A 19555-nucleotide genomic window follows, 5' to 3' on the forward strand; every position below is an offset into this window, starting at 1 on the left:
AAGCCTCCTGGTGAGGCCGCAAGGGTGCCAGAAACCGGCGCCGAGTAACATCGCGACCTCGCTCCGCCCTGCCCGCCCCCTCCCTGCCCGTGCCCGTGCTTCCCGACACCTCTACCGCACCCCTGCAGATCCTGCAGCAGGTGTTCGGGTACTCCGCATTCCGCGGCGCCCAGCAAGCCATCGTCGACCACGTCACCGCCGACGGCGATGCGCTGGTGCTGATGCCCACCGGCGGCGGCAAGAGCCTGTGCTACCAGGTGCCGGCCATCGCCCGCCACCGCGCCGGCCGCGGCGTCGCGCTGGTCGTCAGCCCGTTGATCGCGCTGATGCACGACCAGGTCGGTGCACTCGAGGAGGCCGGCGTGCACGCGTCGTTCCTCAATTCGACGCTGACGCTCGACGAGACCCAGAAGATCGAGCGCGAGATGATGAGCGGCCGCCTGGTGATGCTGTATGCCGCGCCCGAGCGCATCACGACACCGCGCTTCCTGGCCCAGCTCGATTCGCTGCACGAGCGCGGCCTGCTGAGCCTGTTCGCGATCGACGAGGCGCACTGCGTGAGCCAGTGGGGCCACGACTTCCGCGAGGACTACCTGTCGCTGAACGTGCTGCACGAGCGCTACCCCGGCGTGCCGCGCATCGCGCTCACCGCGACCGCCGACGACCTGACGCGCGCCGACATCATCGAGCGCCTGCAGCTGCAGGACGCGCGCGTCTTCATCAGCAGCTTCGACCGGCCGAACATCCGCTACAGCATCGTCGAGAAGGACAACGCGCGCGCCCAGCTGCTGCGCTTCATCAACGACGAGCACGAGGGCGACGCCGGCGTCGTCTACTGCCAGTCGCGCAAGAAGGTCGACGAGACCGCCGACTGGCTGAAGACCGAGGGCATCCACGCGCTGCCCTACCACGCCGGCATGGAGGCCGACGTGCGCAAGCGCCACCAGGACCGCTTCCTGCGCGAGGACGGCGTCGTGATGGTGGCCACCGTCGCGTTCGGCATGGGCATCGACAAGCCCGACGTGCGCTTCGTCGCCCACCTCGACCTGCCCAAGAACATCGAGGGCTACTACCAGGAGACCGGCCGCGCCGGCCGCGACGGGCTGCCGGCCGATGCGTGGATGGCCTACGGCCTGGCCGACGTGGTGAACCAGCGCCGCATGATCGACGAGAGCCCGGCCGGCGAGGAATTCAAGCGCGGCCAGCGCGCCAAGCTGGATGCGCTGCTGGCGCTGGCCGAGGCGCACGACTGCCGGCGCGTGCGGCTGCTCGCCTACTTCGGCGAGGCGAGCGAGCCCTGCGGCAACTGCGACAACTGCCTGCAGCCGCCCGCCACCTGGGACGCCACCGAGCCGGCGCGCAAGGCGCTCAGCTGCATCTACCGCTTCCACCAGAACAACGGCCAGCGCTTCGGTGCCGGCCACCTGATCGACGTGCTGCGCGGCAAGGCGACCGACAAGGTGACGCAGTACCGCCACCAGTCGCTGTCGACCTTCGGCATCGGATCGGACCTGAGCGAGGTGCAGTGGCGAGCCGTGCTGCGCCAGCTGATCGCGCTGGGCCACCTGCGCACCGAGGGCGAATACAACACGCTGGAGCTGGCGCCGAGCGCGCGCGAGGTGCTGCGCGGCGAGGTGCAGCTGCTGCTGCGCGAGGCCCACGAGGCGCCGAAGGGCCGCCGCGGCAAGGGCGGCACGGGCGGCAAGGCGGCACGCGGCCGCGACAAGCCGCCGCCGGTGCCGCTGGACGACGGCGGCCTTGCGCGCTTCGCGGCGCTGAAATCGTGGCGCGGCGAGGTCGCGCGCGAGCACGGGCTGCCGGCCTACGTGATCTTCCACGACGCGACGCTGGCCGAGATGGCGCGCGCCCAGCCGTCGTCGCTGGACGCGCTGGGGCAGATCAGCGGCGTCGGCGCGAAGAAGCTGGAGGCCTACGGCAGCGAGATCCTGCGGGTGCTGTCCGAATGAGCGGGCGCGACCCGCAGACCCTGGCCAACGGGCTGGGCGCGGCCCTCGTGACCGTGCTCGCCTACGTGCTGGTCGAGATCCTGCTCAGCGCGCTGTTCCTCGACCTGCAAGGGCCGCTCGGCCTGGACGAGATCGAGGCCGGCGAGCTGGCGCGCGTGCTGGCCACCGGCCTCGTGGTGTCGACGCTGCTGCACTGGCGCGGCCTGGGCCACGGCCGGYTGCTGCACGATTCGCCGATGCCGGTGTTGCTGACGCTGCTGGCCACCGCCGCCCCGCTGCTCGCGCTGCTGCCGCTGCTGTGGGCGGTGAACGGCTGGGTCGACACGCTGCTGCAGATGGTGTTCCCGCTGTCGGCCTGGGAGGCGGCCTGGTTCGAGCGCGCGGCGGACGGCTCGCCGGTGTCGCTGCTGTCGGCCTGCCTGCTGGCCCCGGTGCTCGAGGAGATGCTGTTCCGCGGGCTGATCCTGCGCGGCCTGCTGACGCGCTACCCGCCGTCGACCGCGATCGTCCATTCGGCGGCGCTGTTCGGGCTGGCGCACTTCAACATCTACCAGTTCTTCGTCGCGTTCAGCACCGGCATCGTGCTCGGGCTCGCCTGGCAGCGCACCCGCTCGCTGTGGCCCTGCGTGCTGCTGCATGCCGGCTTCAATGCCGGCGTGATGTGGATGTCCAGCCCCGACGGCAAGGCGTTCGGCGATGCGCTCGCGCAGCCGCTGTGGCTGCCGGTGGGGCTGGCGCTGTTCGCGTGGGGCGCGCGGCTGCTGCTGAAGCTGCCGGTGATCCCGGCTCAGGGCTCCAGCGACTGACCGGCCACCAGCACCGGCGGCAGCCACAGCTCGATGACGCCGGGTCGCATCACCAGTGAACGGCGGCGCTCGCGGATCCAGACGCCATCGATGCGCTCCGGCGTGACCCACGGCTCGCCGATGAAGCGCGACAGCGCCAGCGCGCATTCGCGGCTGGCCGGATCGTGCAGCACGAAGGTCGGCACCGGCCACGGCACCGGGCGGCGCTGCTGGCGCAGCTGCGCGTTGCGCGCCGCGTTGTCGATCGGCGCCACCTGCACCAGCGTGTCGATCTTCTCCTGCATGGCCTGGCGCAGCGCGCTGGCGGCCTCGCGCGAGGCCTCGTCGTAGATCTCGATGTAGAGCGTGCTGCGCTCCTCGCCCGGCTTGCAGGCGGCCAGGTTGGCCCGTTGCGGGTTGTCGGCCGGCRCCACCGGCGCGGGTGGCGGCGGGGCCGGCAGCTCGACGTGCGCAGCGCTCGCGAGCTGCGTCGCGCGGCCGGTCAGCGCGAGCCAGACGCGGCGCGCCGCGACCGCCTGCTCTGCCGGCGAGGTGCCCGGGTGCCAGTAGCTGAACGCGCTGTTCTCGGTCGGCGGCTTCTGCACCACCGCGCACAGGTCGTTGCGCAGGCGCTGGCTCGCCGCCACGCAGTCGGCGGTCGGGTCGGCGTCCTTGCGGCATTCGTCGGCGATGCGGCCGGCCAGGCGCTCGACGCCGGCGCGTTCCAGCGGCCGCAGCGCCGGGCTGCCGCGCAGGTCGAACAGCAGCGAGGCCTGCGTCACCACATGCTCGGCCACCGACGGGCAGGCGCCGTTGAAGCCCTGCAGCGCCTTCGACACCTCGGTGAACAGCTGGCGCGCCTCGGTCTGCTGGTCGGTCTGGTTGCGCTGCAGCTGCTCCTGCACCTGCCACATCGACAGCAGCAGCGTGCCCGACGCACTGACGCCGATCGTCGTGGTGATCGCGGTCGCCTTGGCGGTGCGGCGCCACAGCGGCGCGGCCTTGGCATCGTCGTCGGCGTCGTCGCGCGCGCTGCGCAGCCGTGCCGCGACGCGCAGGCCGTGCCGCGCCGGGCTGCGCCAGCCGGGCAGCTGCGCGAGCCAGGTGTCGTGCATCACGCGGCCGAAGTCCTCGCCGAGGCGGTGGTAGCTCTCCCACTGCGCCTCGTCGAACGACTGGTCGCCGGTCGATTCGTGCGGGAAGCGCTCGTGCTGGCGCGCATAGGCCAGCAGGTCGACGTCGAGCGCGTCGTGCAGGTTGGGCTTGACGACCAGCAGCGTGGCCTCGGGCCGCCACGGCCCGCGCGGCCCGGGGCGTTCGCGGTAGCGCACGCGGGCCAGCAGCACGCCGCGGCGCGAATGGTTGTCGGCCATGTGCTCGGGCGACAGCACGGTGAGGTCGGCACCGGCCAGGCTGAACAGGTGCTGCGCCTCTTCGCGGGTGTAGAAGTCGATCTCGGCGCCGAAGTCGATGCGCGCCTTGCGCACCAGGTTCTCGATGTCGCCGAAGGTGTAGTCGGCGTCGCAGCTGCCGTCGGCCAGGATCATGAAGTCGGTCTCGCGCTTGAGCAGCGGGTAGATGCCGCTGTTCTCGAAGTGGCCGCCGTCCGACAGGTACCACCACGGCCGCTCGACGCCGAAGAAGGTGGCCGAGGCTTCGCTCGCCAGCATCAGCGGCTTGGGCCAGGCGCGCCATGCGAGGCGGCTGAGCCAGCGCAGCTGCGCCGCCTGGCGCGGCGCGCGCACCCAGTGGCCGAGCCGCACGCCGAGAAAGTAGACCAGCAGCGCAAGGCCGCGCGAGGTGTACGAGCCGGCGCCGGGCGAGGCCGCCGCGCCCGACACCGCGACCCAGCGGCCCAGCGTGCCGGTGTCCTGCCCGGGCTTCAGCGCGATGAACTCGCGCGGGCCGATCTCCAGGCCGCGCCAAGTGGCCGTCACCGCGGTGCCCTTGCGGTCGGCGTTGTACAGCCCGCTCTGGTCGTCGCGCGTCTGGTTCAGGCAGGTGTTGACGAGGTGGATCGGGCCGCCGCCTTCTTCGGGGCGGTAGCTCGCGAGCGCGGTGTCGTCGCCGTCGACGACGCTGGTGACGTCCGCCTGGGCGTGGCCGGGCGCGGCCGGGCCGCCGGCCAGGCCGCGCCGCGGGTTGCCGACCGCCAGGTAGGCGCGCGTCAGGCGCGCCCGGTAGAAGCTGTGCAGCGACGAGGTGTTGGCCATCTGCGCATTGCCGGCGGTCAGGATGATCCAGGCCGCCCAGGACAGCGCGACCAGCGACGCGCGCATCCACGCCGGCACGTCGCGCAGCGCGTCGAAGGTGTCGGGCGCGAAGACGAACCACTGCAGCAGCACCAGCCAGGCCGTCACGAGGGCCAGCAGGCCGACCAGCGAGGCCAGGTCGACCAGCCGCGGCAGCCAGCCGCGCGCATGCGCACCGGCTTCGGCCGCCATCTGCTGCAGCGGCTGGGCCAGCCGGCGCAGCACCAGCACCATCAACCCGCCGAAGCCGACGCCGCCCCACAGCCACTGGTTGCCCGATTGCAGTTCTTCGAGCACCCACCAGCTGAGGCGGTCGAGCGCGCCCATGCCGCCGATCGCGAGCACGACGAAGGTGGCGGCCTTCAGCCAGCGCGTCAGCTGGTTGCGCAGCCGCGCGACGGCCAGCGCATGCGGCTCGCGGCTGAGGGCCAGGCGCGCCTGCACCACCATCTGCCCGACCACGATGGCCAACAGCGCGAGCACCGCGGCGGTCGGCCAGTTGAGCGCGTCGTGCAGCGGATCGACCGCGCTGCCGGAGCGCAGCTCGCGCAGCAGCAGCCAGGCCGCGCCGACCATCACCGCGAGGAAGCCGACGTCGCGCCAGCCGGGACCCACCGCGCGCGCATCGGGGTCGGGCGTGTCGCGTGCGGCCCAGTAGCCGGCGATCAGGCCCGGCGCGGTGGCCGCCCACAGCGCGAGCGCGACGGCCCACCACGGCGTGAACCAGCGTTCCCAGCCCTGCGGGTCGAGCACCTGGGTGCTGTGCTGCCACAGGTGCGGGGCGATCACCAGCAGGCCCAGCAGCATGCTGGCGAACATGAATTCGGTGTGGATCGCGAGCCAGGCGCGCAGGTAGGTGACGACGGCGATGCCGATGTCGCGCGAGCCGGCCGGCGACAGGTAGCGGCCGTTGCGGCGCAGCCATTGCAGCACCGGCGAATCGCTGTGCGCGAGCAAGGCCTGGGTGCGCTGCAGCCCGAAGCTGCTGACGAGGCGCCCGAACATCGCGCCGGTGTAGCCGCCGCCGGAGACGGTGGACAGGTAGTCGACGCGGCCGAGCATGCCGTCGCCCGCGAGCGTGCGGTCGGCCGGGTCGGCGCGTTCACTGTTGGGTTGGCCGTGGTTCTGCGCCAGGCCGCGCAGCAGGCCGAGCGCGAAGGTGGCGCTGCGCACACCGCCGCCGGACAGCGCGAGGCCGACGCTGGGCAGGTGCAGCGCCGGGTGGTCGGCATCGTCGGCCAGGCCGAGCACGTGGCGGCGGCGGGCCTGCAGCGCGTCGCGCTCGGCCTGCAGCAGGGCCTGCCAGTCGTCGGGCAGCGGGGGGTCTTCGGGCTTCATCGGCACCGACTGTAGGACCGGCACGCCGGCTTGTCAGCGGCAGGACGACTGCGTCCTAGGGGGACGCCTGACAGCCCGTGTCAGACGTGTGAAACCCGCCTGTAACCAGCTGCACCGCTGCCAATTCGTACCGTGTGCTTGTGCGCGGTGGAACGGCCCGGTCCCGAGCAAGCGCTTGGGGTGGCCGGTGGCGGGTCGAAAAGAAAGGGGCACAGCCAGATTTGCCCGAAAGCCCGCCCATGCCGCTCCAACCCCGCCTTCTCATTGCCGCCTGCCTCGCCGGCCTGGGGCTGGCCTCGTTCGCGCCGGCCGCGTGCGCCGACACCATCGGCTTCCACCTCGCGAGCAAGCACATCCCGGCCAAACGCTACAACAACACCAACCCGGGCATCTACTACCGCACCGACGACGACTGGACGGCCGGCATCTACCGCAACTCGCTGCGCCGCACCAGCGCCTACGCCGGCTACACCTTCGAGTACGGCCGCTTCGGCGTGACCGCCGGCGGCGTGACCGGCTACGACCACGCGGTGCAGCCGCTGTTCGTGCCAACGGTGTCGCTGTTCACCGTGCAGGGCGTGACGGCGCGCGTCGCCTTCATCCCGCGCGTCGAGAAGCGCATCGGCTCGCACGTGCTGCACCTGATGGTGGAGTTCTGATCCGCCTCTTCCTGCTCAGGGCACGCGCTGCCCGCTGTGCCATGGGGTCCAGATCAGCGCCGCGGTGAGGCCGGCGGTGCTGCTGCGTTCGAACAGCGGGCTGGCGCGGTTGGCCGCGCCGGCGTGGCTGTTCAATGAAGCGCCGAGGCTGAGCACCGTGTCGGTGGCGATGCGGCGCGACCACCACGCGCGCACGCCGCTGCCGAAGTAGCCGGCGCCCGCGTCGTAGGCCGGGCGCTGCGCGGTCGCGTAGCGCGGATCCACCTGGTAGAAGTAGTCGTGCAGCGATTCGCTGGCCCAGGTGGTGAGCACGCTCAACTGCACCTGGCTTTCGCTGTCGGGCCAGCCGCGGCGCTGCCAGCGCAGCTCGGGCTCGACCACCGAGCCGTGGCGGTCGATGCGGTGGCCATCGGTCGAGAACACCGCGCGCGCCTTCAGGTGGGCGCTGATCTGCTGGCCGTCCTGCAGCGGCAGGCGCCAGCGCAGCTGCGGGCCGAGTTCGAACAGGTAGTCGAGGCCGGGCATGCCCTGGCGCGCGTCGTTGTCGCGGGCGTTGAAGGCGACGGCACCGGAGAGGTCGAGTTCGAGGCGGCCGCCGGCGAACAGGCGGCTGCGCACGCCGTCTTCGTCGATGCGCAGGCGCTCGCCGCGGTAGACGACGATGGGCACCGGCGCGATGCGCGAATGGCGCGTGCCGGCGGCCGGGTAGTCGGGGCCGTTGACGGCGACGAGACCCATGCCGACGTCCCACAGCGGCTTGCCGGTGGGCTTGGCTTCGATGTCGACGGGGGGCGGGTCGGCTTGTTGCGCCTGCGCGAACGGCGCGGACGACAGGGTCAGGGCGAGCAGGAACAGCAGGGGCAGCGGGCGCATCGGGCTCTCTGGGGTCGCACGGATCGGCGCGACACCATACCCGAAGCCGGCGGCATCACCTCAGGGCGTGATGGCGATCGACAGCGTGTCGCTGTCGGACCAGTTGCCGTTGCCGTCGGTGGCGCGCGCGAAGACGCGCAGCGTGCTGCGGCCGTCGACCGGGGCGACCACGGCCCATTCGTAGGGCGAGAAGCTGTCGCCGCCCAGCAGCACGGCGCTGCCGCCGTCGAGGCGGTAGAAGCGCACGTCGTCGATGCCGTTCTCGTCGGAGGCCGCCGCGGCCAGGCGCACCGTCTGGCCGGCCTGCACCGAGGAAGCCGAAGCCACCAGCTCGACGCTGGGCGGGCCGAAGTCGCCGAAGCCGTTGTCCCATTGGACGTAGAAGCCGCCGCCGCACCCCGTCAGGATGGCGGCGGCGAGTGCGGCACTGGACAGCGCGAGGCGGTTCATGCGTGCATGCTACTGCGTCAGCCGCGCTTCAGCTTCGCCAGCTCATCCCCCACCAGCTTCACGACCAGCCGGTCCAGCGTCTGCACCGAGTACTGCTTCACGTCATGCGTCGTCTGCGTCCCCGGCCCGCTGGACGGATCGCTCGCATCGCGGTACGTCAGGAACACGAAGCGCCCCGCGGTGTACTGCGCCATCTGCCGGTAGATGTATTCGCCGACCGGATCGAGCCCGCTCGCGCCGACCGCGAACAGCTTGATGCCCTTGGCCAGCGCGGCCTGCATGTCGACGTCGTACTGCGGGCCGCCGTAGTCCAGGTGCGGTGGCGCATCGGCCACCAGCACCACCATGCGGGCCGCGTCGCGGCGCCAGCTCATGCCGTGCACGACCTCGTGCAAGGCCTCGTTCAGCGCCTCGGGCGTGTCGCCGCCGCCGTTCGCCTGCACCTGGCCCAGCACCTGCTGGAACGCGCCCAGGTCGTCGGTGAAATCCTGCGTGCGCGTCAGGAAGGCATCGCCGCGGTCGCGGTAGGCCACCAGGCCGTAGCAGACGTCCGGCTGCGCCGGCAGGCGCGCGATCTGCTGCGCCATCGCATGCATCGACGTCTTCAGCTTCGCGATCTCGTCGCCCATCGAGCCGGTCGCGTCGACCAGGAACACCAGGTCCAGCCGCGGCCGCTGCACTGCGTCGAACTGGCCCAGCCGCACCTGCACCGCCTGCGCCTGCCCACGCTGCAGCAGCGCGCGGCCCTGCACGCCGTTCTTGCGCACCGCGACGCCCAGCGTCCGCTCGGCCTGCATCCCCTGCGAGAGGAAGGCGCGCGGATGCAGCCACACCCGCCCACCGGTGTCGGTGCGGGCCCACATCAGCGGCTGCGCGACACCGGCGCGCTGGACCGCGACCTCGGCGTCATGCACCGGGAAACCCTGTGCATCGATCACTTCCAGCAGGTAGCGCTCGCTGATGTCGCGATCGCGCACCGGCAGGCCGCCGTTGCGCTGGCGGTAGGCCAGGTACTCGCCGAAATCGGCGTTGTCGTCGACCATGCCGGCGGTCACCGTCTCGCGTGCCGGGCGCGGCGCGACGGCCTGCGGCGCCGGTTGCGGCGCCGAGGGCCACGGCGGTGCCGGGGCGAACGCGGCACCCGTCTCCGCCGCCGGCTTGTCCGCCGGTGCCGCCGGTGTTGCCCGTTCGCGCGCCGAATCGGCCAGCGCACCGGTGGCCGACTTCGCTTCGCGCCGGACGTCATCGCGCTCGAACCGGTCGCTGCGGCGCAGCACCCGCGGGTTCTGCCCGCCCGGCACCTCGCGCAGCGCCGGCAGCCGATGGCAGCTGGTGGCCGACGGCGCGACGAAGCTCGGCGGCGCATCGTCCGGCTGCGCCGGAGCGTCCTGCCAGACCGGCGGCCACGGCTCGGCCGCCTGGGCGAGGTTGTTGTCGATGCTGCCGGCGCACGCGGCCAGCAGCAGGCTGCTCGCGACGACGGACGTCAGTGCGCGCCGCGGTTTCATCATCAGCGTGTTCATGCGGGTCTCCAGGTTGTCGAAATGAGGACCCTGGCTGACACGTGCCACGCGGCGCCGTGGGGTGAAACCGGCGCCAAGTTTTTTCGCGGCGCCGGATTCACCCCATCGCGCCCGCTGCGCCGTACCACCCGCTGCATGAGGCAGACTGCGATGCCATGCACCCCGGCCCCGACACCCCCGACGACACCCTGATGAACGCCTATGCGGGCGGCGATGCCGCCGCCTTCGAAGCCCTGTACAGCCGCCACCAGGCCGGGCTGTACCGCTTCGTGCGCCGGCTGCTGGGCCCCTCGCTCGCGTCGCAGGCCGACGAGGTGTTCCAGGACACCTGGCTGCGCGTCGTCAACGCGCGCGCCAGCTGGCAACCGCAGGGCGCGAGCTTTCGCACCTGGCTGTTCACGCTGGCCCACCACCGCGTGATCGACGTGTGGCGGCGCAGCGGCCGCGAGGTCTCATTGACCACCGGGGACGACGACACGCCGTGGGAACCCGAGGCCGCGGCCGGCGTGCCGTGGCAGCAATGGCCGGCTGCCGCGCAGCAAAGCGACGACATCGCGTTCTGGCGCCGTGCCGGCGAACGGCTGCTGGCCTGCCTGGAAGAGCTGCCGCTGCCGCAGCGCAGCGCCTTCCTGCTGCACCACGACGACGAGCTGCCGCTGGCCGAGGTGGCGCGCACGCTCGAGGTCGGCTTCGAGACCGCGAAGACCCGCCTGCGCTATGCGATGAGCAAGCTGCGCGCGTGCATGGGCGCCTACCTCGCGCCGCTGCAGGGCCCGGAGGGATCGCGATGAGCGATGACCGCGACCTGGAGCGCGACGCCCACCTGCGCCAGGCGCTGCGCCATGCGCCCGACGCCGATGCGGCCCCGCCTGCGCAGCTGCGCGAGCTGATCCTGCGCGAGGCCCAGGCCAAGGCGCGCGAAGGCCGGCCGGCGGCGCCTGCCGCGGCGCCCGGCCCGCTGCACCGGCTGTGGCAGTGGATCGGCAGCCCCCGCTTCGCCGCTGCGCTGGCCGGCGTGGCGGTGATCGGCTTCGCAGGCCTGCTGTGGCGCGAACGCCCGGCCGAAGAGGCCTTGCCGCCGCGCGTCGCGCAGCAGGCGCCGGCCGCACCGGCGGCCGTGCCAACTGCCGTGCCGGCGGCGCCGAAGGAGGAAGCCGTACCTGCTGCCGCCGCGCCTGCGCCTGCGCCTGTGGCTGCACCGGCACCCGTCACGCCGCTGCGCACCGAGAAGCCCAAGCTGGCGCCCCGCCCGCCGCGGCAGGACGTACCGGCCGCGGGCGTGCTCGCAGATGCCGCCCCGGCGCCCGCGGCGCCACCGCCCCCGCCACCGCTGCGGCGCCCGAAGCGAAGCGGGCCGAGGCCGCCGACGCGCTCGCCGAACGCAGCCGCGACAGCGCCCGCGAGCGCAGCAGCGAAGCCGTCGAATCGCGCCGCAGCCAGGCGGTCGCGAAGGCCGCGGCACCGGCGTTCTCCCCGGCACCGGCCGGCGCACTGCAGGCCGACGCGCCGGTCGCGGCGATCGCGCAGCTGCGCCTGGCCATCGGCGCCGAGCCGACCCTCTGGTACTGGCAGCGCCCGRCCGGCCCGTCGCGCCCGTTCGACAACGCGATCAGCCAGTGGCTGGGCCGCGCCGAAGCGGCCACGCGCGGCCGCTGGCAGGCGCGGCCGTCGCTGCCGGCCGAGGCCGCGCCAACCGAGCTGCTGCTGCTGCGCAACGGCGAGCTGTCGCAGCGCCTGCGCATCGCCGATGACGCGCTGCTGTGGCAGCGCCTGGACCGCGGCGACGTGCTGCGCGCCCCGCTCGATGCGGCCACGCTGGCCGCGCTGCGCCAGGCACTGGACGCCGCGACGCCCTGAATCAGCCCGCGGCCAGCCAGGCCGCGAGGCCCTCGGTGATGCCGCTCGCGAAGCGCTGGAACACCGGCTCGGCGACGAAGCCCAGGTGCGGCGTCAGCAGCAGGTTGGGCGCGCTGCGCAGCGGGTGGTCGGCGGCCAGCGGCTCGGCGTCGAACACGTCGAGTGCCGCGAACCCCGGCCGGCCCTGCTCCAGCGCCGCCACCAGCGCCGCGGTGTCGACCAGCGCCGCGCGCGAGGTGTTCACCAGCACGCTGTCGGCGCGCATCGTCGCCAGGCGAGCGGCATCGATCAGGTGCCGGGTCTCGGGCGTCGGCACCAGGTGCAGGCTGACCACCGCCGAGGTCGCCAGCAGCTCGTCCAGCGACACCGCGCTCGCGCCGTGCTGCAGCGCGCGCTGCTCGGTCAGGTGCGGGCTCCAGGCGGCGACCTCCATGCCGAAGGCGCGCCCGACGGCCGCGACGCGGCCGCCGATCTCGCCCAGGCCGATCAGGCCGAGCCGCTGCCCGTGCAGCACGCTCGCCAGCGGCTCGGCCGCATCGCTGCGCCAATGCCCGGCGCGCAGCCGCGCGCTCGCCGCCTCCAGCCGCTTCACCGCGCCGAGGATCAGCGCCCAGGTCAGCTCGCAGGTGGCGCTCTTCGACGGCCCCCATTCGGTGTGGTGCACCGGGATGCCGCGCGCCTGCAGCGCCTGCGGGTCGAGCGCGTTGTTGCGCGTGCCGGTGTAGGCCAGCCAGCGCAGCTTCGGCAGCTGCGCCAGCAGCTCGGCCCCGAACGGCGTGCGGTCGCGCATCAGCACGATCGCGTCGGCATCGCGCAAGGCCTGCAGCAGCGCCTCGCCGCGCAGCGGCGCATGGTGGATGGTGACGTCGGCGGCCGCGTCGATGGCGCGCCAGTCGGCCAGCCGGCGCAGGCTGCGCTCCCAGTCGTCCAGCACGACGATGCGCGGGCGCATCACGGACGCGCCAGCGCAGCCAGCGCCTTCAGGTCGGCCGCCGCCCCCAGGCCCCAGCAGGCCTCGATCAGGCCGCGCGCGCGCACTGCGCCGAGCACCGGGTCGGCCAGGCCGTGGAACTTGGCCTCCAGCGCCGCATCGCCCATCGGCCGCTGCAGCGAGCCGATCGCATGCTCGACGAACACGTGCACGCGGCGGCCGTCGCGCAGCACCGCGGTGACGTCGGCACTGGCCTCGCCGATGCCGTCGTCCACCGTGGCCACCACCTTGCGGCGCAGCGCCACCATGTCGGGCCGCGTGACCACCGCGTCGGAGAACTCCTCCTCGGCCGCGTGGCCGAACACCAGCCCGGCCGCGCAGCCGTGGTACACGCTGAACTTGCCCTGCAGCCCGTCGGCCGGCTCCTTCTTGCCGGTGAGTTCGAGCACCAGCGAGTGCACCTTCAGCTCGATGCGTTCGACGTCGTCGGCGCGCACGCCCTGCTCGCGCAACTGCACGCAGGCATCGATGCTCGGGTGGATCACGATGCCGCAGGCGAACGGCTTGTAGCTGTTGAACGAGATCTCGAAGCGCTCGCCCAGCTCGTCGGTGACCTCGTGCCACGCGCACTTGGTCGACACCACCTGCGCGAAGCCGCGCGGCGCCTCGATGGCCTTCGGGCTGGCCGTGAAGCCGTGGCGCGCCAGCAGCGCCGACATCAGCCCGGCGCGCGCCGCCGCCCCCGGGTGGAAGGGCTTGGTCATGGTGCCGAACTGCTCCCGCAAACCCACCGGCTGCGAGGCGGCGATGCCCAGCGCCATCGCGGTCTGCTGCACGTCCAGCCCCAGCAGGCGGGCGCAACCGGCGGCCGCGCCCAGCATGCCGGTGGTGCCGGTGATGTGCCAGCCGCGGTCGTAGTGCTCCGGGTAGACCATGTTGCCCAGCCGGCAGGCGACGTCGATGCCGATCACCAGCGCGTCGACCAGCTGGCGGCCGCTCGCGCCGTGGTGCTCGGCCAGCGCCAGCAGCGCCGAGGCCACCGGCCCGGCCGGGTGGATGATGGTCTTCAGGTGGGTGTCGTCGAAATCGAAGGTGTGCGAGGTGATGCCGTTCAGCAGCGCGGCGCTTGCCATGTCGACGCGCTCGCCGCGGCCCAGCACGCTGGCCTGCGGCGCGGGCTGCAGCATCTGCACGGCCGCCAGCGCCGCGTCGGCGGCCTCGTGGCGCGCGGCGCCGACGGCGCAGCCGAGCCAGTTCAGGAAGGTGCGGTGCGCCTCGTGGTCGACCGCGTCGCTCCAGCCGCGCGACGGGTGTTCGGCGACGAAGCGGGCCAGGATCTGCGTGATGGGCGGTGCGTTGTGGTCGGCGGCGACCTGGGTGTTGCGGGCCATGGGGTGTCTTCAGTTGTCGAGTTGAATGTTGCGTGCCTTGGCCAGCCTGGACCAGCGCGCGATGTCGTTGCGCATGTAGTCGCCGAACTGCGCCGGCGTCATCGCCATCGGCTCGACCGCCTCGACGGCCAGCTTGTCGCGCAGGTCGGGCGCCTTCAGCACGGTGGCGAGCGTCTCGTTGAGCTGGCGCACGATGGGCTCGGGGATGCCGGCCGGGCCGACCACGCCGTACCACTGCATCGCGTCGAAGCCCTTGAAGCCGGCTTCTTCCAGCGTCGGCACGTCCTTGGCCTGCGGATGGCGCTTGGTGCCGGTGACGGCCAGCGCGCGCACGCTGCCGGCGCGCAGGTGCGGCATGGCCGCGGCCAGGCCGGGGAACATGGCCTGCGTCTGCCCGCCGATCAGGTCGGTGAAGGCCGGCGCGATGCCGCGGTAGGGCACGTGCACCATGAACGAGTCGACCTGCTGCTTGAAGAGCTCCATCGTCAGGTGCGTCAGCGATCCCGGTCCGGCCGAGCCGTAGGCGACCTTGCCGGGGTTCTTGTGCAGGTAGTCCATGAACTCCTTCAGCGTCTTGACCGGCAGCTGCGCGTTGACGACCAGCACGTTCGGCGTCGCGCCGATCATGCCGATGGGCGTGAAGTCCTTCAGAGCGTCATAGGGCAGCTTGCGCGTGGCCGGGCTGGTGCCGTGCGTGCCGACATAACCCTGCATCAGCGTGTAGCCGTCCGGAGCCGCATGCGCCGCGGTCTGGCCCGCGATCACGCCACCGCCGCCGCCCTGGTTGTCGACCACGATGGTCTGGCCCAGCAGCACGCCCCAGCGTTCGGTGACGGTGCGGCCGATCATGTCGCTGCCGCCGCCGGCGGCCACCGGCACGATGTAGCGCAGCGGTTTGGTCGGGAACCTGGCCTGGGCGCGGGCCGGCGCGGAAAGGGCCGCGGGCAAGGCGCCGAACGCCGCGGCATGCAGCAGGGTGCGTCGTTTCATGGTTGTCTCCGGTGTTGTCGTGAACTGCTAAGGGGTCGCGCCCAATCTGGCGTGGGCGTCGGTGACATGGGTTCTGGCGAGCCGCTCGCTCGCCAGGGCATCGCCCTGGCGCAGCGCACGCGCGATCTGCACGTGCTCGGCGATCGAGATGCGCCGGCCGGCATCGCCCGACAGGTTGATCAGCCGGGCCACGTGCAGGCGCTGGATCACGCCGCGGTAGCTGGCCAGCAGCTGCTGGTTGCCCACCGCCTCGACGATGGCCCAGTGGAACTTCAGGTTCTCGGCGTAGTAGGCCTGCGCGTCGCCGCGGTCCACCGCCTGGTTCATCGTCGCGATGGCGGCCTCGAGCTGGCGCACGAACGGCAGCCGGCGCGTGCCCGGCAGCGCCGCGACGCGCGACGCGGCATAGCCGTCGAGCATCTCGCGCAGCTCGTACAGCTCGCGCACGTCGGCCGCTTCCAGCCGGCGCACGAACACGCCGGCGTTCTTGCGCGACACCACCAGGCCCGAGCTCTCCAGCTCGCGCAGCGCCTCGCGCACCGGCACCCGCGACACCTTCAGCCGGGCCGCGATGTCGGGCTCGTTGATGCGCTGGCCGGGCAGCAGCGCACCCTGCAGGATCAGCTCCAGCACGTCGTCGCGCACCAGCTTGGCGAGGGAGGTGTCGCGCACGTCGCTCAGGCGGTCGGCGGCGGCAGGGGCGGTCCAGGGCAGCATCGGCGGGGCCAGGTTGTTTCCGTATATCGTATACGAAACAGCGGAAAGGCCCGCCGCATCCCCTGTTTGCCGGTGACCCGCCCCTGGGTCGCGCGGTGCTGCGCCGCTATGATGTTTGGTTTCGCGCCCGCAGCCCTCGATGCCCCCGTCCCGTCCCGCTGAACCCGACGCTTCCATCGAAGCCCCCGTCATCAGGGTGCGGGGCGCGCGCACGCACAACCTGAAGAACATCGACCTCGACATCCCGCGCAACAAGCTGGTGGTGATCACCGGGTTGAGCGGCTCGGGCAAGTCGAGCCTGGCGTTCGACACGCTGTATGCCGAGGGCCACCGCCGCTACGTCGAGAGCCTGAGCGCCTATGCGCGCCAGTTCCTGCAGCTGATGGACAAGCCCGACGTCGACGTGATCGAGGGCCTGAGCCCGGCGATCAGCATCGAGCAGAAGGCCACCAGCCACAACCCGCGCTCGACGGTGGGCACCGTCACCGAGATCCACGACTACCTGCGCCTGCTGTACGCCCGCGCCGGCACGCCCTTCTGCCCCGACCACGACGTGCCGCTGCAGGCGCAGAGCGTCAGCCAGATGGTCGACACCGTGCTCGCGCTGCCCGAGGACACCCGGTTGATGGTGCTGGCGCCGGTGGTGCGCGACCGCAAGGGCGAGTTCGGCGAGCTGTTCGCCGAGATGCAGGCGCAGGGCTACATCCGCTTCCGCATCGACGGCAGCACGCACGAGGCGACCGAGCTGCCGAAGCTGAAGAAGGCCGAGAAGCACGACATCGACGTCGTGATCGACCGCGTGAAGGTGCAGCCCGATGCCGCCGCCACCGGCCTGCGCCAGCGCCTGGCCGAAAGCTTCGAGGCCGCGCTGCGCATCGCGCAGGGCCGCGCCGTCGCGCTGGAGATGGACTACGGCCGCGAGCACCTGTTCTCCAGCAAGTTCGCCTGCCCGATCTGCAGCTACTCGCTGAGCGAGCTGGAGCCGCGGCTGTTCTCGTTCAACTCGCCGGTCGGCGCCTGCCCGAGCTGCGACGGCCTGGGCCTGGTGACGGCCTTCGACCCGGAGCGCGTCGTCGCCTTCCCATCGCTCAGCCTGGCCAGCGGCGCCGTCAAGGGCTGGGACCGGCGCAACGGCTACACCTTCTCGCTGCTCGAGAGCGTGGCCAAGCACTACAAGTTCGACATCGACGCGCCGTTCGAGGGCCTTCCCGAGAAGGCCCGGCAGGTGCTGCTGTACGGCTCGGGCGACGAAGACATCGCCTTCGTCTACGAATCCGAGGGCGCCGGCACGGGCAAGGGGAAAGGCAAGACCCGCAGCGTCAAGCGCTCGCACCCGTTCGAGGGGATCATCCCGAACTTCGAGCGCCGCTACAAGGAGACCGACTCGGCCGCGGTGCGCGAGGACCTGGCACGCTACCAGGCCGCCCGCCCCTGCCCCGATTGCCACGGCACGCGGCTGCGGCGCGAGGCGCGCAACGTGTTCCTGCAGGGCCTGGATGACGAAACACCCGAGGCCAAGGGCGAGCCGATCTTCCGCGTCGAGCACTTCACGCTGCGCGAGTGCCTGCACTACTTCAGCCAGCTGACGCTGCGCGGCGCCAAGGCCGAGATCGCCGACAAGGTGGTGCGCGAGATCCGCTCGCGGCTGAAGTTCCTGAACGACGTCGGGCTCAACTACCTGAGCCTGGACCGCAGCGCCGACACCTTGTCGGGCGGCGAGGCCCAGCGCATCCGCCTGGCCAGCCAGATCGGCTCGGGCCTGACCGGCGTGATGTACGTGCTCGACGAGCCCAGCATCGGCCTGCACCAGCGCGACAACGACCGGCTGATCGACACGCTGCGCCACCTGCGCGACATCGGCAACAGCGTGCTGGTGGTCGAGCACGACGAGGACGCGATCCGCGCCGCCGACCACGTGATCGACATGGGCCCGGGCGCCGGCGTGCACGGCGGCCACGTGATCGCGCAGGGCACGCCCGACGTGGTGGCCGCCAGCAGCGAATCGCTGACCGGACGCTACCTGTCGCGCGTGCTGCGCATCGCGGTGCCGAAGCAGCGCCACCGCCTGCAGGACCCGGCCCCGGACGACGCGCAGCCGCGCAGCCTGCGCATCGTCAACGCGCGCGGCAACAACCTGAAGGGCGTGACGGTCGAGATCCCGGTCGGGCTGCTGACCTGCGTGACCGGCGTGTCCGGATCGGGCAAGAGCACGCTGGTCAACGACACGCTGTACGCCGCGGTCGCGCGCAAGCTGTATGGCAGCCATGCCGAGCCCGAGGCGCACGACGCGATCGAGGGCCTGGAGGTGTTCGACAAGGTCATCAATGTCGACCAGAGCCCGATCGGGCGCACGCCGCGCAGCAACCCGGCCACCTACACCGGGCTGTTCACGCCGATCCGCGAGCTGTTCGCCGAGATGAACACCGCCAAGGAGCGCGGCTACGGCCCGGGCCGCTTCAGCTTCAACGTGGCCGGCGGACGCTGCGAGGCCTGCCAGGGCGACGGCGTGCTGAAGGTGGAGATGCACTTCCTGCCCGACGTCTACGTGCCCTGCGACGTCTGCCACGGCAAGCGCTACAACCGCGAGACGCTGGAGGTGCTCTACAAGGGGCGCAACATCACCGAGGTGCTGGACATGACGGTGGAGGACGCGCATGCGTACTTCAACGCCGTGCCCAACATCGCACGCAAGCTGCAGACGCTGCTCGACGTCGGCCTGGGCTACGTGCGGCTCGGCCAGAGCGCGACCACGCTGTCGGGCGGCGAGGCGCAGCGCGTCAAGCTGGCGCTGGAGCTGTCCAAGCGCGACACCGGCCGCACGCTGTACATCCTGGACGAGCCGACCACCGGGCTGCACTTCGCCGACATCGACCTGCTGCTGCGCGTGCTGCACCAGCTGCGCGACGCCGGCAACACCATCGTCGTGATCGAGCACAACCTGGACGTCATCAAGACCGCCGACTGGCTGATCGACATGGGCCCGGAAGGCGGTGCCGGCGGCGGCACGGTGGTGGCCCGCGGCACGCCGGAAGACATAGCAGCAAACCCGGCCAGCTTCACGGGGCAGTACCTGAAACCCCTGCTGGAAGAGTGATCGAAAGTCCGCGCTGCGGGTGTTGCGAGAGCTGGCTAGACTGCAGTCCCTTCCACAGGAGCGCGCCGTGAGCCTGGACATCGACTACTACCTCTCCCCGCACTCGCCCTACACCTACCTCGGCCACCAGCGCTTCTGCGAGATCGCCGCGGCTGCCGGCGCCCGGGTCAACGTGCTGCCGGTCGACCTGGGCGGCAAGGTGTTCCCGGTCTCGGGCGGGCTGCCGCTGTCCAAGCGCGCACCGCAGCGCCAGGCCTACCGGCTGCTCGAACTCAAGCGCTTCAGCGCCTGGCTGGGCCAGCCGATCAACCTGCAGCCGAAGTACTTCCCGGTCAACAGCGACGACGCGGCGCAGCTGATCATCGCGGTCGACATGAAGGACGGCACCGAGGCGGCGCTGCGCATCGCCGGGGCGGTGCTGCGGGCGGTGTGGGTGGAAGAGCGCAACATCGCCGACCTGGCGGTGCTGCAGGCGATCGTCGCCGAGCAGGGGCTGCCGGCGCAGCGCGTCGACGATGCGCACTCGCAGGCGGTGCACGAGCGCTACGAACAGGATTCGGAGGCCGCGATCGCCGCGGGCGTGTTCGGTGCGCCGAGCTACGTGATCGGCGGCGAGATCTTCTGGGGACAGGACCGGCTGGATTTCGTCCAGCGGCGCTTGCAGCAAGGCTGACCGGGGTTGTCACCCGGGCTACGTGGACGCGTGGCCCGGATGCCAATCCGGGGAT

At 72.1% G+C, this 19555-nt stretch carries 15 protein-coding genes; 7 read left to right on the plus strand and 8 right to left on the minus strand.

Annotation, left to right across the window (positions count from 1 at the left end; translation table 11 throughout):
• The first annotated feature begins 89 nt into the window (after positions 1 to 89).
• Together recQ and AC1DYN_RS01135 are read left to right on the plus strand one after the other, a co-directional pair.
• On the plus strand, positions 90 to 1967 hold the full coding sequence (recQ, locus tag AC1DYN_RS01130) for a DNA helicase RecQ (RefSeq protein ID WP_477957246.1): 1878 nt from the start codon (positions 90 to 92) through the stop codon (positions 1965 to 1967).
• Positions 1964 to 2773, plus strand: a complete 810-nt coding sequence (locus AC1DYN_RS01135) for a CPBP family intramembrane glutamic endopeptidase (RefSeq protein WP_477957247.1) — start codon at positions 1964 to 1966, stop codon at positions 2771 to 2773. The genes recQ and AC1DYN_RS01135 overlap by 4 nt, the downstream gene beginning before the upstream one ends.
• On the opposite strand, the gene AC1DYN_RS01140 is transcribed toward AC1DYN_RS01135, so the two are convergent.
• Complete coding sequence (locus AC1DYN_RS01140; RefSeq protein ID WP_477957248.1) at positions 2755 to 6342, minus strand: hypothetical protein; 3588 nt, start codon at positions 6340 to 6342, stop codon at positions 2755 to 2757. The genes AC1DYN_RS01135 and AC1DYN_RS01140 overlap by 19 nt on opposite strands.
• A 239-nt stretch (positions 6343 to 6581) precedes the next feature.
• On the opposite strand from AC1DYN_RS01140, the gene AC1DYN_RS01145 reads away from it, so the two are divergent.
• Positions 6582 to 7001: a hypothetical protein gene (locus AC1DYN_RS01145; protein ID WP_477957249.1), complete on the plus strand. Its 420-nt coding sequence runs from the start codon at positions 6582 to 6584 to the stop codon at positions 6999 to 7001.
• 15 nt (positions 7002 to 7016) lie between these two features.
• Here the strand turns inward: AC1DYN_RS01145 and AC1DYN_RS01150 are convergent, their stop codons facing one another.
• Genes AC1DYN_RS01150 through AC1DYN_RS01160 form a run of 3 tightly spaced genes read right to left on the minus strand, consistent with a single transcriptional unit; the run spans position 7017 to position 9847 of the window.
• Entirely contained in the window at positions 7017 to 7874 is an 858-nt protein-coding gene (locus tag AC1DYN_RS01150) for a MipA/OmpV family protein (protein WP_477957250.1), read from the minus strand.
• A 60-nt stretch (positions 7875 to 7934) separates the two neighbouring features.
• Positions 7935 to 8324, minus strand: coding sequence for an Ig-like domain-containing protein (locus tag AC1DYN_RS01155; RefSeq protein WP_477957251.1), 390 nt, complete (start codon positions 8322 to 8324; stop codon positions 7935 to 7937).
• A gap of 17 nt (positions 8325 to 8341) precedes the next feature.
• On the minus strand, positions 8342 to 9847 hold the full coding sequence (locus AC1DYN_RS01160; protein ID WP_477957252.1) for a vWA domain-containing protein: 1506 nt from the start codon (positions 9845 to 9847) through the stop codon (positions 8342 to 8344).
• 155 nt (positions 9848 to 10002) lie between these two features.
• Between AC1DYN_RS01160 and AC1DYN_RS01165 the strand changes: the two genes are divergently transcribed.
• A complete protein-coding gene (locus AC1DYN_RS01165) occupies positions 10003 to 10638 on the plus strand; it encodes a sigma-70 family RNA polymerase sigma factor (protein ID WP_477957253.1) in 636 nt (211 codons plus the stop codon).
• Between the two features lie 253 nt (positions 10639 to 10891).
• Positions 10892 to 11704 carry a hypothetical protein gene (locus tag AC1DYN_RS01170; protein ID WP_477957254.1) on the plus strand — a complete coding sequence of 271 codons (813 nt, stop codon included), beginning with the start codon at positions 10892 to 10894 and terminating at the stop codon, positions 11702 to 11704.
• A gap of 1 nt (position 11705) precedes the next feature.
• On the opposite strand, the gene AC1DYN_RS01175 is transcribed toward AC1DYN_RS01170, so the two are convergent.
• Genes AC1DYN_RS01175 through AC1DYN_RS01190 form a run of 4 tightly spaced genes read right to left on the minus strand, consistent with a single transcriptional unit; the run spans position 11706 to position 15733 of the window.
• Entirely contained in the window at positions 11706 to 12656 is a 951-nt protein-coding gene (locus tag AC1DYN_RS01175) for a D-2-hydroxyacid dehydrogenase family protein (RefSeq protein WP_477957255.1), read from the minus strand.
• Positions 12656 to 14026 (minus strand): MmgE/PrpD family protein, encoded by a 1371-nt coding sequence (locus AC1DYN_RS01180; RefSeq protein ID WP_477957256.1) that lies wholly within the window; start codon positions 14024 to 14026, stop codon positions 12656 to 12658. The genes AC1DYN_RS01175 and AC1DYN_RS01180 overlap by 1 nt, the downstream gene beginning before the upstream one ends.
• A 9-nt stretch (positions 14027 to 14035) precedes the next feature.
• On the minus strand, positions 14036 to 15016 hold the full coding sequence (locus AC1DYN_RS01185; RefSeq protein WP_477957257.1) for a Bug family tripartite tricarboxylate transporter substrate binding protein: 981 nt from the start codon (positions 15014 to 15016) through the stop codon (positions 14036 to 14038).
• A 27-nt stretch (positions 15017 to 15043) separates the two neighbouring features.
• A complete protein-coding gene (locus tag AC1DYN_RS01190; RefSeq protein ID WP_477957258.1) occupies positions 15044 to 15733 on the minus strand; it encodes a GntR family transcriptional regulator in 690 nt (229 codons plus the stop codon).
• A gap of 139 nt (positions 15734 to 15872) precedes the next feature.
• Between AC1DYN_RS01190 and uvrA the strand changes: the two genes are divergently transcribed.
• Together uvrA and AC1DYN_RS01200 are read left to right on the plus strand one after the other, a co-directional pair.
• Positions 15873 to 18827: an excinuclease ABC subunit UvrA gene (gene uvrA, locus AC1DYN_RS01195; protein WP_477957259.1), complete on the plus strand. Its 2955-nt coding sequence runs from the start codon at positions 15873 to 15875 to the stop codon at positions 18825 to 18827.
• A gap of 67 nt (positions 18828 to 18894) precedes the next feature.
• Positions 18895 to 19500, plus strand: a complete 606-nt coding sequence (locus tag AC1DYN_RS01200; RefSeq protein WP_477957260.1) for a 2-hydroxychromene-2-carboxylate isomerase — start codon at positions 18895 to 18897, stop codon at positions 19498 to 19500.
• Positions 19501 to 19555: the final 55 nt, after the last annotated feature.

Source organism: Rhizobacter sp. P2_D12 (assembly GCF_056404395.1).